Below are 13,839 nucleotides of genomic sequence, written 5' to 3' on the forward strand. Positions count from 1 at the left end.
TCAGGTCCGCGCCATCCACACCGCGGTGGCCAGCAGCACCAGCGCCATGCCGCGGTTGAACCAGGCCAGCCGCCGCCCCACCGTCAGCCAGCGGCGCAGCAGCGAGCCGATCAGCGCATAGCTGAAATTGCTGGCGAAGGCATAGAACACCATGGTCGGTGCGACCACCAGCAGGCGCTCGCCCAGCGGCCCGGGCAGCACCCAGCCGGCGGTGACGGTGAGCGCGGCCATCCAGGCCTTGATGTTGACGAACTGCAGCGCCACACCTTGCCGGAAACCGACCCGCAGGCCGGCGCCATCGGCCTCGCCCAGCCGATCGGCGCCCCACAGCCGCCAGGCCAGCCAGCACAGATACGTCAGCCCGACCGCCTTGATGGCCCAGCCCAGCGCCGGCCAGGCCTGGATCGCGCCGGCGAGACCCAGGCTGGCGCACAGCAGCAGGAGCGTCCAGCCGACCGGCACCGAGACCACGAAACGCAGCGCGCCGCGCAGGCCGAAGTTGGCCGCCAGCGCGGTCGACAGCGTGGTGTTGGGCCCGGGCGTGAACGCCATCGCGGTGATGAGCGCCAGCAGCGCGAGGTAGTCGGCGAGGGGCATCGGGGTCGAGGTGAGCAGCCGGCCAGTCTAGAGGCTCGGCGCGGTGCGCGGCCAGTACAGTTTGGCGCCGATGCGCGCGCGATCTGTAGCGACCGGCGCAATGAAAACGCCGGCACGAGGCCGGCGTGTTGACGGAGGATGCGAACGCTCAGGCGTGTTCGACCAGCGCCTTGCGCATCTTCTTCATCGCCGCCACCTCGATCTGGCGGATGCGTTCGGCGCTGACGCCGTATTCGGCCGCCAGGTCGTGCAGCGTCAGGCCGCCCGAGCCGTCGTCGTTGACCTTCAGCCAGCGCTCCTCGACGATGCGGCGGCTGCGGGCGTCGAGCGCGTCGAGCGCGCGCAGCAGGCCGGGGCCGGCGAGTTCGTCGCGGTGCGCGGCCTCGAGCGCGCGGGTCGGCTCCTGGCGCTCGTCGGCCAAGTAGGCGATCGGCGTGTAGCTCTCGTCGTCCTCGTCGGAGCCGGGCTCGAGCGCCACGTCGCCGCCGGCGAAACGCGCCTCCATCTCGATCACTTCTTCGCGCTTGACGTTGAGTTCGCGCGCGACGGTGTCGATCTCGGCTTCGGTCAGCGAGCTGCGATGGGTGTCGCCGTCGGCGGCTTCGCCCTTGAGCTGGCGCTTCATCGAGCGCAGGTTGAAGAACAGCTTGCGCTGCGCCTTGGTGGTGGCGAGCTTGACCACGCGCCAGTTCTTCAGGACGTACTCGTGGATCTCGGCCTTGATCCAGTGCATGGCGTAGCTGACCAGGCGCACGCCCTGCTCGGGGTCGAAACGCTTGACCGCCTTCATCAGGCCGACGTTGCCTTCCTGGATCAGGTCGCCGTGCGGCAGGCCGTAACCGAGGTACTGACGCGCCACCGACACCACCAGGCGCAGATGCGACAGCACCAGCCGGCCGGCCGCTTCGACGTCCTGGCTGTCACGCAGACGCCGCGCGAAGCTCACTTCTTCCTCGTGCGTGAGCAGCGGCAGACGGTTGACCGCGCTGATGTAGGCGTCCAGATTGCCCAGCGAGGGAACCAGGGCCCACGGATCACGGACGATGACGGCGGTCGAGGCAGCAGATGCAGACAGGTTCATGGTAGACATAGACGGGTCTGTCCTCCTTAAGTTCAAGAATTTTAGCACTCGACCCTCGAGAGTGCTAAGCCGCCAGTCCGTCAAACCGGAGCCCGCCGCCAGGAGGGCACCGAATCCGAGGCCTATGCCACAGACCGGGCACGAAGGCACCGCGATAATTTCGCGCCCCGGCATCCGGCCGGCTCGGCCCCCGGGAGCCGACACGGGCCATCACCGAAAACAGACTTCTGAAAGGCGCCGTCGTCGATGTTGCGGGATCAATCCAGCTGGCGCTCGGACGCCGTGATGCCCGCAGGTGCCATCGTGCTGAGCCTGTGCGCGGCGGCCATCGCGGGCTGGCTGCTGGTCGCGGCCGGCGACGCCCGCCCCGAAGCGCCGCAGCACGCCTGGGCGCCATGGCTGGCGAGCGCCGCCGGCCTGCTGGGCAACGCCGTGCTGGCGGTGTGGCTGTGGCGCCGGGTGCGCCGCTGCCGGCAGGTCGAATCGCAGATGCAGCAGTGGCTGGCCGAACACGGGCTGCTCGCGCTGGTGGCCCGCCGGACCTCCAACGCGGTGATCATCACCGACCGGGCGCTGCGCATCACCTGGGTCAACGACGCCTTCACGCAGGTCTACGGCTACAGCCCGGAGCAGGCGCTGGGCGCCACCCCCGGCCGCCTGCTGGGCCACCCGGACAGCTCGCCGGCGGCGATCGACACGCTGCTGCGTTCGGCCGCGGCCGGCGTCGGCTGCCGGGTCGAGATCCTGAACCGGGCGGCCGACGGCCACGACGTCTGGGTCGACACCGAGGTGCAGCCGGTGCACGACGACGCCGGCCAGGTGATCGGCTTCGTCGAGATCGCCACCGACATCAGCGCCAGCAAGCTCGCCGTGCAGGAGATCGCCGACCAGCGCCGGCGGCTGGCCGCCATCATCGACGGCACCCAGGCCGGCACCTGGGAACACGACCTGGCGAAAAGCGAGAACCGCGTCAACGCGGCCTACGCGCAGATGCTCGGCTACACGCTGCCCGAGTACACGGCGCTGCTGCGGGCGCATTCGTTCCCGTCGCTGGTGCATCCCGACGATCTGGCGCGCGTGGAGCAGGCGCGCGAGTCGCACCTGACGGGACGCAGCAGCGAGTACGAGGCCGAGTTCCGGATGCGCCACAAGGCCGGCCACTGGGTCTGGATCCAGAGCCGCGGGCGCGTGACCGGGCACGACGCGCACGGACGCCCGCTCGTCATCGCCGGCATCCACCTCGACATCTCGGCGCGCAAGCACGCCGAGCTCGAACTCACCCGCGGCCAGCAGCGCCTGGCCAACATCCTGGCCGGCACCGACGTCGGCACCTGGGAATGGAATGTCGAGACCGGCGAAACCATCTTCAACGAACGCTGGGCCGGGATCGCCGGCTACACGCTCGACGAGCTGGCGCCCACCCACATCGGCACCTGGAGCGCGCTCACGCATCCCGACGACCTGCGCCGCTCGGCGGTGCTGCTCGAGCACCACTTCAACGGCGCGCTGCCCGCCTACGAGTGCGAGGTGCGCATGCGCCACCGCGACGGCCACTGGGTCTGGGTGCTCGACCGCGGCAAGCTGTCGGGCCGCAGCGAGAGCGGACGCCCGCTGTGGATGGCCGGCACGCACATGGACATCAGCGAGCGCAAGCACGCCGAAGCCGCGCTGCGCGCCAGCCAGGACCTGCTCGACCGCACCGGCCGCATCGGCGGCGTGGGCGGCTGGTCCTACGACCTCGGCACGCAGGAAATCCTCTGGACCGACCAGACCTGCCGCATCCACGGCGTCGAGCCCGGACACCGTCCGACCCTGACCGAGGTGATGTCGTACTTCGACCCCGAAAGCCGGCCGCTGCTCGAACAGGCGGTGCAACGCAGCATCGCCACCGGCGAGGGCTACGACATGGAGCTGCCGTTCACCACCGCCGGCGGCCAGCACATCTGGGTGCGCGCCGTCGGCGAGACCGAATTCGTCGGCGACCAGGCGGTGCGCATGCTCGGCACGCTGCAGGAAGTGACCGCGCGGCGCGAGCTGGAGTCGGAGCTGCGGCGCAACAACGAGGTGCTGGCCAGCGTGCTCGAGAACCTGCCGTGCGGCCTGAGCGTGTTCGATGCCGACGGCCTGCTGGTGGCCGCGAACGCCCAGTTCCGCAGCCTGCTGGACCTGCCCGACCGCCTGTTCGAGGGCCCGGTCACGCGCTTCGAGGACATCATCCGCCACAACGCCGAACACGGCGAATACGGCCCCGACGACATCGAGGCCAAGATCCGCACCATCGTCGACCGGGCTCGTTCGCCGGTCGTGCAGCACCAGTTCGAGCGGGTGCGCCCGGACGGCACCTCGCTCGAGATCCGCGGTGGCCCGCTGCCCGCCGGCGGCTTCGTGACCACCTACACCGACATCAGCGCACGCCGCAAGGCCGAGGCCGAGGTGCAGCGCAGCGCGCAGCTGCTGCGCGGCGCCATCGACACCATCGACGAGGCCTTCGTGCTCTACGACCCCGACGACCGGCTGGTGTTCTGCAACGACAAGTACCGCCGCATCTACGCCGCCTCGGCCGACCTGATCGTGCCCGGCACCACCTTCGAGGAGATCGTGCGCAAGGGCGCCGAACGCGGCCAGTACGTCGACGCGATCGGCCGCGTCGACGACTGGGTGGCCGAGCGCATGGCCGCGCACCGTGCCGGCAACGCCCCGCTGGTGCAGGCGCTCGACGACGGCCGCACGCTGCGCATCGTCGAGCGCCGCATGCCCGACGGCCACACCGTGGGCTTTCGCATCGACATCACCGAATTCCAGCGTGCCCGCGAGGCGGCCGAAGCGGCCTCGCGCGCCAAGAGCGAGTTCCTGGCCAACATGAGCCACGAGATCCGCACGCCGATGAACGCCATCCTGGGCATGCTGGCGCTGCTGCACAAGACCGAGCTGGCGCCGCGCCAGGCCGACTACGTCGCCAAGACCGAGGGCGCGGCGCGCTCGCTGCTGCGCCTGCTCAACGACATCCTCGACTTCTCCAAGGCCGAGGCCGAGCGCATGGTGCTCGAGGCCCGGCCGTTCCGGATCGACCAGCTGCTGCGCGACCTGTCGGTGATCCTGTCGGCCAACATCGGCGGCAAGGAGGTCGAGGTGCTGTTCGACATCGACCCCACCCTGCCGCGCGCCCTGGTGGGCGACGCGATGCGGCTGCAGCAGGTGCTGATCAACCTGGGTGGCAACGCCATCAAGTTCACCGCCGAAGGCGAGGTGGTGGTGTCGGTGGCGGTGCGCGAACGCAGCGCCCTCGGCGTGACGCTGCAGATCGCCGTGCGCGACACCGGCATCGGCATCGCCGCCGAAAACCAGGCCCGCATCTTCAGTGCCTTCACGCAGGCCGAGGCCTCCACCACGCGCCGCTTCGGCGGCACCGGCCTGGGCGTGGCGATCAGCCAGCGGCTGGTGGCGCTGATGGGCGGCGAGCTGCAGGTCGCGAGCGAACCCGGCCGCGGCAGCCGCTTCCATTTCTGCATCACGCTGCCGGTGGCGCCCGAGCCGGCCGACGGCCCGGCCGACTCGCCGCCCCGTCTGGCGGCCCTGCACGCCCTGGTGGTCGACGACCACCCGATCGCGCGCGACGTGCTGGGTGGCATGTGCCGCTCGCTGGGCTGGCAGGTCGACCTGGCCGTCAGCGGCGAGCAGGCCCTGGCGCTCATGCACGCCCAGGCCGGCGCGGGCAACAGCTACCAGGCGGTGCTGGTCGACTGGCAGATGCCCGGCCTCGACGGCTGGGAGACCGCGCGGCGCATCCGCGAGCGCGGCCTCGACGGTGCGGCGCCGATCGTCGTCATGGTCACCGCCCACGGCCGCGAGCTGCTGGCCCAGCGCAGCGAGCGCGAACCGGGCGTGCTCGACGGCTTCCTGGTCAAGCCGGTCACCGCGTCGATGCTGTTCGACGCCATCGCCGATGCCCGCCCGGCGCAGCCCGGCCCGCAAGCCCGCGCCCGGAACGGGGCAGTCGGCCTGCACCGGCTGGCGGGCCTGCGGCTGCTGCTGGTGGAAGACAATCCGACCAACCAGCAAGTTGCGCGCGAACTGCTCACCCAGGAGGGCGCGATCGTGCAGATTGCGAACCACGGCGAAGAAGCCGTCGTGGCGGTGGCCGCAGCGACCCGGCCGTTCGATGTCGTGTTGATGGACCTTCAGATGCCCGTGATGGACGGCTACACCGCCACCCGCCGGATCCGCCAGAACCTCGGCCTGACGAGGCTGCCGATCGTGGCCATGACCGCCAACGCGATGAGCACCGATCGCGAGGCCTGCCTGGCCGCGGGCATGGACGACCACGTCGGCAAGCCCTTCGACATCGACCACCTGGTGCAGGTGCTGCGCCGCCAGGCCGGGCTCGCGCCATCGAGCGAACCCGCCGCGGCCGATGCACGGCCCACCCGCTTCGAGGCCTCGCCGGCGCTGCTTGCGGCGGCTGCCGATGCGGGCGTCGACCTCGGCGCCGCACTCGATCGGCTCGGCGGCCGGCTGGCGGTCTACCGGCAGATGCTGCGGGTGTTCGTGGACGACCTGGCGCTGCTGCCCGCGCAGCTGCGCGACGACATCGCCTGCAGCGACCTGGCCTCCGCGGGGCGGGCCCTGCACACCCTCAAGGGCGTCGCCGCGACGCTGGGCGCCACCCGCCTGGCCCGCGACGCGGCGATCGGCGAGCAGGTGCTCGGCAACGGCGGCAACGCCACGCAGGCACGGCCGCTGATCGATCAGATCTGCCGCGCCATCACCGCTGCGGGCCCGAACCTGGCCGCGCTGCTGCAGGCCCTGCCGGCCGAGCCCGCATCGGCAGCCACGCCGGCACCGTCCGGCCACGCCGCGTCGCAGCCCGATGCCGGCGCCGCCGACGCGACCGGCCTGCACCGCCGGCTGCACGACCTGGGCGACCTGCTGCACAGCTGCGACATGGGCGCGATCGACGCGCTGGCCGAACTGCACCGGCACCCGGCGGCCGCCCTGCTCGGCGATCGCCTTCAGGCGCTCGACGATGCCGTCGAACGGCTCGACTTCGAACGCGCCCTGCGCGCCTGCAACGAACTGATCCAGGCTTACGCGCCATGAACGCCTCAGAACCCGAAGTCGCACCGATCCCGCGCCTGCCGTCCGACGAACCGAACCGGCGCCGCCGCCTGCTGATCGTCGACGACCAGCCGATCAACATCCAGGCGCTGTACCAGGTCTTTGCGGCCGACCACCAGGTCTTCATGGCCACCAGCGGCCCGCAGGCACTGGCGCTGTGCCTGAGCAAGCAGCCCGACCTGGTGCTGCTCGACGTGATGATGCCGGGCATGGACGGCTTCGAGGTCTGCCGCCGGCTGAAGGCCGATCCGGCCACCGCCGACATCCCGGTGATCTTCGTCACCGCCCACAGCGACGAGGCGGCCGAGACGCTCGGGCTCGATGTCGGCGCGGTCGATTTCATCTCCAAGCCGATCAACCCGAACATCGTGCGCGCCCGGGTCCGCACCCATGTCACGCTGAAGGCGCAGAGCGACCTGCTGCGCCACTGGGTCTACATCGACGGCCTGACCGGCGTGCACAACCGGCGCTACTTCGACGAGCGCCTGGCCACCGAATGGGGCCGCGCGGTGCGCTGCGGCACCGCGCTCAGCGTGATCCTGATCGACGTCGACTTCTTCAAGCCCTACAACGACCACTACGGCCACCAGACCGGCGACGACTGCCTGCGCCGCGTCGCCAGCACGCTCAAGGCCGGCCTCAAGCGCCCGGGCGACCTGATGGCGCGCTACGGCGGCGAGGAGTTCGCCTGCCTGCTGCCCGAGACGCCGCTGTCGGGCGCGCTCGAACTCGCGCATCAGCTCGGCCAGCACGTGTTCGACCAGCAGATCGCCCACGACGCCTCGCTGGTCGCGCCGGTGGTCACGGTCAGCCTGGGGGTGTGCAGCAAGCGCGAGGACACCGTGGCCACCGTCGCCGCACTGGTGCGCGAGGCCGACGCCCAGCTCTACATCGCCAAGTCGCGCGGGCGCCACCAGGCCTGCGGCGCCGAGCTCGACCAGCCTTGAGGGCCGTGCGCAGTCCGGGCTTGCTCAGGCCTGCTTGTCCGCCAGGGCCGTCAGCTGCTCGTGGCCCTGCCGCGCCAGCCAGCCCACCACGTCGGCCGCAGCCAGCGGTTTGCTGAAAAAGTAGCCCTGGCCTTTTTCACAACCGAGCTGGCGCACCAGGTCGGCCTGGGCCCGGGTCTCGATGCCCTCGGCCACGGTGTTCATGCCCAGGCTGTTGGCCACCCGCACGGTGGCCTCGATCAGCACGCGGTGGTGGTGGCTGGTGTCGACCTGGCTGACAAAGGACCGGTCGATCTTGACCGTGTCCACCGGCAGCAGGTGCAGGCTGGCCAGCGATGAATAGCCGGTGCCGAAGTCGTCGAGCGCCAGCGTCAGCCCGAGCGCCTTGAGCTCGTGCAGGCGCGAACGCACGCCATCGTCCTGCGCGGCCAGGCTTTCGGTCACTTCGAGCTGGAGCTGGCCGGGCGCCATGCCGCTGGTCTGCAGGATCTGCCGCACCGCGTCCACCCAACCGGGCTGGCCGAGCTGGGCGCGCGACAGGTTGACGGCCAGCTTGCGCGGCGCGCGTTCACCCTGCACCTGCTGCCACTGCACGAACTGATGGCAGGCGGTGGCGAGCACGAAGTCGCCCAGCGCGCCGATCAGCCCGCAGTCTTCGGCCACGCCGATGAATTCGAGCGGCGGCACCAGGCCGCGCCGGGGATGGCGCCAGCGCACCAGCGCCTCGACCCCCGCCGACGCGTCGATGCGGCCGTCCACCAGGTCCGCGCCCTGCAAGCCGACGACGGGCTGATAGACGACGAAGAGTTCGCCTTCGGCCAGCGCCCGGCGCAGCTCGGATTCGATGTCGCCGCGCTGCGCCGCGCGCTCGCGCATGGCCGGCTCGAACACCACGTAACGTGCGGCACCGGCGCGCTTGGCCTCGACCATCGCGATGCTGGCGTCCTGCAGCACGGCGTCGGCATCGCCGCGGGCCTGGGCCCCCAGCACGATGCCCATGCTGACGCTGCAGTGCAGCTGATGGCGGCCGATGCCATAGGGTTTGGACAGCACGTCGAGCAACCGCCGCGCCACCGCATGCACATCGTCGGGGCGGCGCAGATCGTCGAGCATCACGACGAACTCGTCGCCGCCGATGCGTGCGGCCATCGGCTGGTCCGGGTCGATCTGGCCGACACGATCGTGGCGGCGCAGCGTGCCGCGCAACCGGTCGGCCATCAGGCCCAGCACCTCGTCGCCGACGGCGTGGCCGAGGGTGTCGTTGATCTGCTTGAAGCGGTCGCAGTTCATGAACAGCACCGCAAAGCCCGGTTCATCGTCTGTCGCCGCGAGCAGCAGAGCGCGCTGGATCTGATCGCACACCGCGGCGCGGTTGGGCATCTGCGTCAGGCTGTCGATGCGCGCCGCATCGCTGAGCCGGCGCGCCAGGTGCTGCTGTTCGCGCTGCACTTCGTGGGTGACATCGCTGAGCACGGCCATCAGTCGCGCCGAATCGAGCTTCATCAGGCTCACCGACAGCACCTGGGCCTCGGCCAGGCCACCGGTGCCGGCCTCGATGGCCATGCGCACCGACTCGCACACCACCCCGCTGGACGGCTCGAACGCCGCCACCAGACCACGCAGCTGGGGCGCAAACCCGTCGAGCACCTCGAACAGGTTGTCGAGACCGCCGTCACGCGACAGCGGCATCAGCAACCGGGCCGACATCGGATTGATCATCTCGATCTCCCCGGCCAGCGTGGTCTGCGCCAGACCGATCGGGGCCCGGTACAGGAACTGCATCAGCGCTTCATGGGCATCATGGGCTTGGGCGGTGTCATCACTGTCGATGTGCATCGTGGACCCTCTCCGGTTCAGTCGCGCTCAGGCAGGGGCGGCCGATTCGATGCGATTGCGCCCCGCCGCCTTGGCCGCGTACAAGGCCTGGTCGGCGCATTTCATCAAGGCATCCAGTCCGCTCAGGCCGGCCGCCATTGTGGCCACACCGCCGCTGACGGTGCAATGGATCTCGACGCCATCGACCTCCACCGTCTGCGCCTCGACGGCCTGCCTCAGCCGGTTGGCCACCCGCACGGCGCCGTGCAGTCCGGTGGAAGGCAACAGCACCGCGAACTCCTCGCCACCCACCCGCGCCACCACGTCCACCTGCCGGAAGTTGGCCGTGAGCAGGGCGGCCAGGTGACGCAGCACCGCATCCCCCGCGTGATGGCCATGGCGGTCGTTGATGAGCTTGAAATGATCGGCATCGAACAGGATCATCGACAGCGGCCGGGGCGACTGTCTCGCGCGCATCAGTTCGAGTTCTGCGGCCTCGAAAAACGACCGCCGGTTGGCGATGCCCGTCAGGTGGTCGCAGTCGTTGGCCTGGCGCTGCTGCTCGCAGGCCTCGCGTTTGTCGGAGATGTCGCGCAAGACCAGGCAATAGGCCGGCTCGTCGGTGTCGCCGGGCCGGCCTGCAGAGGCTGGCACATGGGGCTCTTCGCGCTCGCGCAGCGGTGCGATCAGGGCGCTGCCCCAGAAGCGCGAACCGTCGGCCCGCAGGCGCCAGCCGTCGTCGAGGCTCCAGCCGTTGGCATCGGCCTCGCGCAGGCGGTCGAGCAGGCGCTCGGGCGTGGTGGCGTCTTCGGGGTAGAAGATCGAATAGGGTCGGCCGAGCACGGCCTCGCGGGCAAAGCCGGTGACCCGGCCGATGCTCGGATTCCAGTCGTCGATGCAGCCGCGGGCGTCGAGGCTGACGAGTGCGTAGTCGGTCACGCCGGTGAAGATGGCGTTCAGCCAGGCCTCGTTCTGACGCAGCAGCCGCTCGCGCCGGACCTGTTGCGTGATGTCGCCGAGCACCGCCATCAGGCGCGTCTCGTCGAGCTTGAGCAGGCTGATCGACAGCATCTGCGCGTCGGACAGGCCTCGCGCGCCGGCCGTGATCGGGATGCGCAGACCGTCGCACACCATGCCGTGCGAGGCGGCAAAGCTGGCCGTCAGGGCGCGCAACTGCGGCGCCACGCCTTCGAGCGCGGCAAACAGGTTGCTCAGGTCGCCACCGCGCGACAGCGGCATCAGCAACTGGGCCGAGATCGGATTGATCATCACGATCTCGCCATCCATCGAGGCCTGCACCAGCCCGACCGGGGCCATGTACATGAACTGGATCAGCGCCTCGTATTCATCGGCAAGATCAGGCATGGCGTGCCCTCAGGCCGGGCGTTGCACGAGCACGTAGCGCAAGGCCGTGGCAGGCGCGGCCAGCAATCGGAGCTTGACCTTGACCGGGCGCATGCGCAGCGTCAGCACGTAGTCGATGGTGGCGTCGAGGCTGGCGGCGCTGGCGGCGGCGTCTTCGAAGCGCTGGGCGACCATGAAGTTGTTCATGCACGGTGCCACCACGGTGAACAGCGGATGGCCCAACACCCGCTGCGGCGACAGCCCGGCATATTTCGACTCGAAGGCGTTGTAGACACGCACCACACCCTGCGCATCGAAGCCGATCACACCGAAGCCGAGGCCATCGAGCTGCGCCTCGCTCAGCGTGCCGATGCAGGCAGCCAGATCAGGCTGGTCGAACACCAGCGGCAGCGCTTCATTCATCTCGGGAACTCCTTTGAACTGCGGCGAAAACACCGGGGGAAGTGTCGTGTTTTCGGCCGCAGCGCAGATGAACTTGAGGGCTGCTCAGTGTGACCCGGGCCCGGGCCGGGCGTGGTCCAGATCGGGCCGGTGCCACGGATCCACATGCGTCATCAGGTTGAGCACCCGGTGGCGCTGCAGCACGCGCTGGCGCGCCGCCACGGCGATGTCGTGGCCGGCCTCGACGCTGATGTGCGCGTCGACCTCGATGTGGGCGTCGACCACGATCAGGTCGCCCATCTTGCGGGTGCGCACGTCGTGCACGTTGCGCACGCCGGGTGTCTCGGCCAGGGTGCGGCGGATCGCCTCGACCTCCTGCTCGTCGATCGCCCGGTCCATCAGGTCGTGCAGCGCGTCCCAGCTGAACGACCAGCCCATCCGGGCGACCATGAAGCCGACGATCGCCGCGGCGATCGGGTCGAGGATCGGATAACCCGCCAGGTTGCCGATGATGCCGATGCCCACCACCAGCGACGACGCCGCGTCCGAGCGCGCGTGCCAGGCGTTGGCCACCAGCATGCTCGACTTGACCCGCTTGGCCACCGCCAGCATGTAGCGAAACAGCAGCTCCTTGCCCACCAGCGCGGCGCCGGCCACCCACAGCGCCATCACCTGCACCGTCTCGATGGTCTCGGGCGACTCGAGCTTGCGCGCGGCCGACCACAACATGCCCGCCCCCACCGCCAGCAGCAGCAGGCCCAGCACCAGCGAGGCCGCGGTCTCGAAGCGCTGATGGCCGTACGGGTGGTCCGCGTCGGCGTCCTTCTGGCTGTGGTGACTGGCCAGCAGCACGACGAAATCGGCCACCAGATCCGACAGCGAATGCAGGCCGTCGGCGATCAGCGCCTGCGAGCGCGCGACGATGCCCACCGCGATCTGGGTGATGCTGAGCACCAGGTTGACCGCCACGCTGACCCAGGTGCTGCGTGATGCCGCGGCGGCGCGCTCGGCCGGGCTGTGAAGGTCGTGATCGGGGTCGTCAGACAGGTCGTCGAGGTTCATGGCCATCGGTTGCGGCGCGCACGGCGCCAGGCAGAGTGGAAAACGCGGGAAGCGACATGCAGCCAGCGTGCCCGCCGAATCTGAACGTCCGATGAGGATCGATGCGGCTCGATCCGGCCTAACCGCCGGCGCGCTTGACCGTCCAGCCCTCTTTCTTGAGCGCCTCGACGACCCGCTCGCAGTGGTCGCCCTGCACCTCGACCACGCCGTCCTTGGCGGTGCCACCCGAGCCGCAGGCGGCCTTCAGGCGCTTGGCCAGTTCGGTGAGCGCGCCCGCTTCGAGCCCGAGGCCACGCACCACGGTGACGGCCTTGCCGCCGCGGCCCTTGGTCTCGCGCGAGACCCGCACGATGCCGTCGCCCGCCGGTGCCGGCGCGGCGCGCTTGCACAGGCAGCCGGCGATCGGCTGGCGGCATTGCGGGCACATGCGACCCGAATCGGTTGAATAGACGAGACCGCCGGAGCTGCTGCGCGTGGGCATGGAAAACTGCCTTGGATCGAATCGAGGGAATGAGGTGTCGGGGCGTCGCTCGACGCGGTGCGCAGCCTACACGCAAGCGGCCTCGGCGCGACCGGACGTGCCTCGGTCGGCGCGCGAGCGCGCGGTCAGGGTGCCGTCCTGACGCCGGCCCGCAAGACCCGCAGCCGGCTTTCGAGCGCCACGGCGTTGAGCACGCCGAAATGGGCATCGACCAGCCGGCCGCCGGCGTCGTAGAACAGCGTGGTGGGCAGGCCGCGCGAGCCGACCGCCGGGCCGAGCCGCGAGCCCGCATCGAGCAGCACCTCGCGCAGCGCGAGATCCTGATCGGTCAGATAGGCCTGCACCGCCGCCGCCGATTCGCCCTGGTTCACGAACACGAAACCGACCGCCGCCTCGCGCTGCTGCGCCGCCGCCAGCACGGGCATCTCCTGCCGGCACGGGCCGCACCAGCTGGCCCACAGGTTGACGACCACCGGGCGGCCGCGGGCGGCCTGCGCCAGATCGGTCGCCGTGGCACCGGTCGGCTCGGTGAGCCGGATCGACGACAGCGCCGCCAGCGTCGGCGCCTGCTGCACGCCCAGCACGTGGGTCGCGGCCAGCCAGGCCAGCGCGCCCGCCGATGCCCCCAGGCCGAGCGAGCGGCGCAAGGCCGGCCGGCGCAGGCCGCGCCAGAACAGCCAGGCCGCACCGGCCAGCGCGCCGGTGGGCGCATGCCAGCCGCCGTCGCGCACGTCCAGCACGGCCAGCGGCGTGGCCGCATAGAGGTCGGCCGCCAGCGCGACGTGGGCCAGGCGCGCGGCCAGCAGGCCCAGCCACAGCGCGCTGATGACGGCATTGCCGGCCTCGGCGGCCCGCTCGCCCCCGGCCAGGCGCGAGGCCAGCCACGACGCCCCCCATCCCGACAGCAACAGCAGCACCGGCGCGAGCGGCAGGGCCAGGGGCCCGAGTGAGATCGACAGCATCGGATCAGTATCGGCGAGCCGCAGCGGCACGGA

At 70.6% G+C, this 13,839-nt stretch carries 10 protein-coding genes; 2 read left to right on the plus strand and 8 right to left on the minus strand.

Annotated features, from left to right (window positions below; genetic code table 11):
• Positions 1–597 carry a LysE family translocator gene (locus LCHO_RS17635; RefSeq protein ID WP_012348542.1) on the minus strand — a complete coding sequence of 199 codons (597 nt, stop codon included), beginning with the start codon at positions 595–597 and terminating at the stop codon, positions 1–3.
• Positions 598–745: 148 nt separating this feature from the next.
• Positions 746–1,678, minus strand: a complete 933-nt coding sequence (gene rpoH / locus LCHO_RS17640; protein ID WP_043704454.1) for an RNA polymerase sigma factor RpoH — start codon at positions 1,676–1,678, stop codon at positions 746–748.
• A 285-nt stretch (positions 1,679–1,963) separates the two neighbouring features.
• Between rpoH and LCHO_RS22350 the strand changes: the two genes are divergently transcribed.
• Together LCHO_RS22350 and LCHO_RS17650 are read left to right on the plus strand one after the other, a co-directional pair.
• The gene (locus tag LCHO_RS22350) at positions 1,964–6,775 is read left to right on the plus strand and encodes a PAS domain-containing hybrid sensor histidine kinase/response regulator (RefSeq protein WP_012348544.1); all 4,812 of its coding nucleotides are present in this window, start codon (positions 1,964–1,966) and stop codon (positions 6,773–6,775) included.
• Positions 6,772–7,740 carry a diguanylate cyclase gene (locus LCHO_RS17650; RefSeq protein ID WP_012348545.1) on the plus strand — a complete coding sequence of 323 codons (969 nt, stop codon included), beginning with the start codon at positions 6,772–6,774 and terminating at the stop codon, positions 7,738–7,740. Before LCHO_RS22350 ends, LCHO_RS17650 begins: the two co-directional genes overlap by 4 nt.
• Before the next feature lie 24 nt (positions 7,741–7,764).
• On the opposite strand, the gene LCHO_RS17655 is transcribed toward LCHO_RS17650, so the two are convergent.
• The 6 genes from LCHO_RS17655 to LCHO_RS17680 all read right to left on the minus strand — a co-directional run bounded on the left by LCHO_RS17655 (position 7,765) and on the right by LCHO_RS17680 (position 13,806).
• Positions 7,765–9,576: a putative bifunctional diguanylate cyclase/phosphodiesterase gene (locus LCHO_RS17655; RefSeq protein WP_012348546.1), complete on the minus strand. Its 1,812-nt coding sequence runs from the start codon at positions 9,574–9,576 to the stop codon at positions 7,765–7,767.
• A gap of 27 nt (positions 9,577–9,603) precedes the next feature.
• A complete protein-coding gene (locus tag LCHO_RS17660; RefSeq protein ID WP_012348547.1) occupies positions 9,604–10,920 on the minus strand; it encodes a GGDEF domain-containing protein in 1,317 nt (438 codons plus the stop codon).
• Positions 10,921–10,929: 9 nt separating this feature from the next.
• Entirely contained in the window at positions 10,930–11,322 is a 393-nt protein-coding gene (locus LCHO_RS17665) for a PAS domain-containing protein (protein WP_012348548.1), read from the minus strand.
• 84 nt (positions 11,323–11,406) lie between these two features.
• A complete protein-coding gene (locus LCHO_RS17670) occupies positions 11,407–12,363 on the minus strand; it encodes a cation diffusion facilitator family transporter (RefSeq protein WP_043704456.1) in 957 nt (318 codons plus the stop codon).
• A gap of 118 nt (positions 12,364–12,481) precedes the next feature.
• Positions 12,482–12,844: a translation initiation factor Sui1 gene (locus LCHO_RS17675; protein ID WP_012348550.1), complete on the minus strand. Its 363-nt coding sequence runs from the start codon at positions 12,842–12,844 to the stop codon at positions 12,482–12,484.
• A gap of 125 nt (positions 12,845–12,969) precedes the next feature.
• Positions 12,970–13,806: a redoxin family protein gene (locus LCHO_RS17680; RefSeq protein ID WP_012348551.1), complete on the minus strand. Its 837-nt coding sequence runs from the start codon at positions 13,804–13,806 to the stop codon at positions 12,970–12,972.
• Between the last annotated feature and the right edge of the window lie 33 nt (positions 13,807–13,839).

This window comes from Leptothrix cholodnii SP-6, from assembly GCF_000019785.1.
Classification (GTDB): Bacteria; Pseudomonadota; Gammaproteobacteria; order Burkholderiales; family Burkholderiaceae_C; genus Sphaerotilus; species Sphaerotilus cholodnii.

What these genes read in the sequence shown, in the direction of transcription:
- LCHO_RS17650 (WP_012348545.1), top strand. Translation starts at nt 6,772, where the DNA reads ATGAACGCCTCAGAACCCGAAGTCGCACCGATCCCGCGCCTGCCGTCC.
- LCHO_RS17635 (WP_012348542.1), bottom strand. Translation starts at nt 597, where the DNA reads ATGCCCCTCGCCGACTACCTCGCGCTGCTGGCGCTCATCACCGCGATG.
- LCHO_RS17680 (WP_012348551.1), bottom strand. Translation starts at nt 13,806, where the DNA reads ATGCTGTCGATCTCACTCGGGCCCCTGGCCCTGCCGCTCGCGCCGGTG.
- LCHO_RS17675 (WP_012348550.1), bottom strand. Translation starts at nt 12,844, where the DNA reads ATGCCCACGCGCAGCAGCTCCGGCGGTCTCGTCTATTCAACCGATTCG.
- LCHO_RS22350 (WP_012348544.1), top strand. Translation starts at nt 1,964, where the DNA reads ATGCCCGCAGGTGCCATCGTGCTGAGCCTGTGCGCGGCGGCCATCGCG.
- rpoH (WP_043704454.1), bottom strand. Translation starts at nt 1,678, where the DNA reads ATGAACCTGTCTGCATCTGCTGCCTCGACCGCCGTCATCGTCCGTGAT.
- LCHO_RS17670 (WP_043704456.1), bottom strand. Translation starts at nt 12,363, where the DNA reads ATGAACCTCGACGACCTGTCTGACGACCCCGATCACGACCTTCACAGC.
- LCHO_RS17660 (WP_012348547.1), bottom strand. Translation starts at nt 10,920, where the DNA reads ATGCCTGATCTTGCCGATGAATACGAGGCGCTGATCCAGTTCATGTAC.
- LCHO_RS17665 (WP_012348548.1), bottom strand. Translation starts at nt 11,322, where the DNA reads ATGAATGAAGCGCTGCCGCTGGTGTTCGACCAGCCTGATCTGGCTGCC.
- LCHO_RS17655 (WP_012348546.1), bottom strand. Translation starts at nt 9,576, where the DNA reads ATGCACATCGACAGTGATGACACCGCCCAAGCCCATGATGCCCATGAA.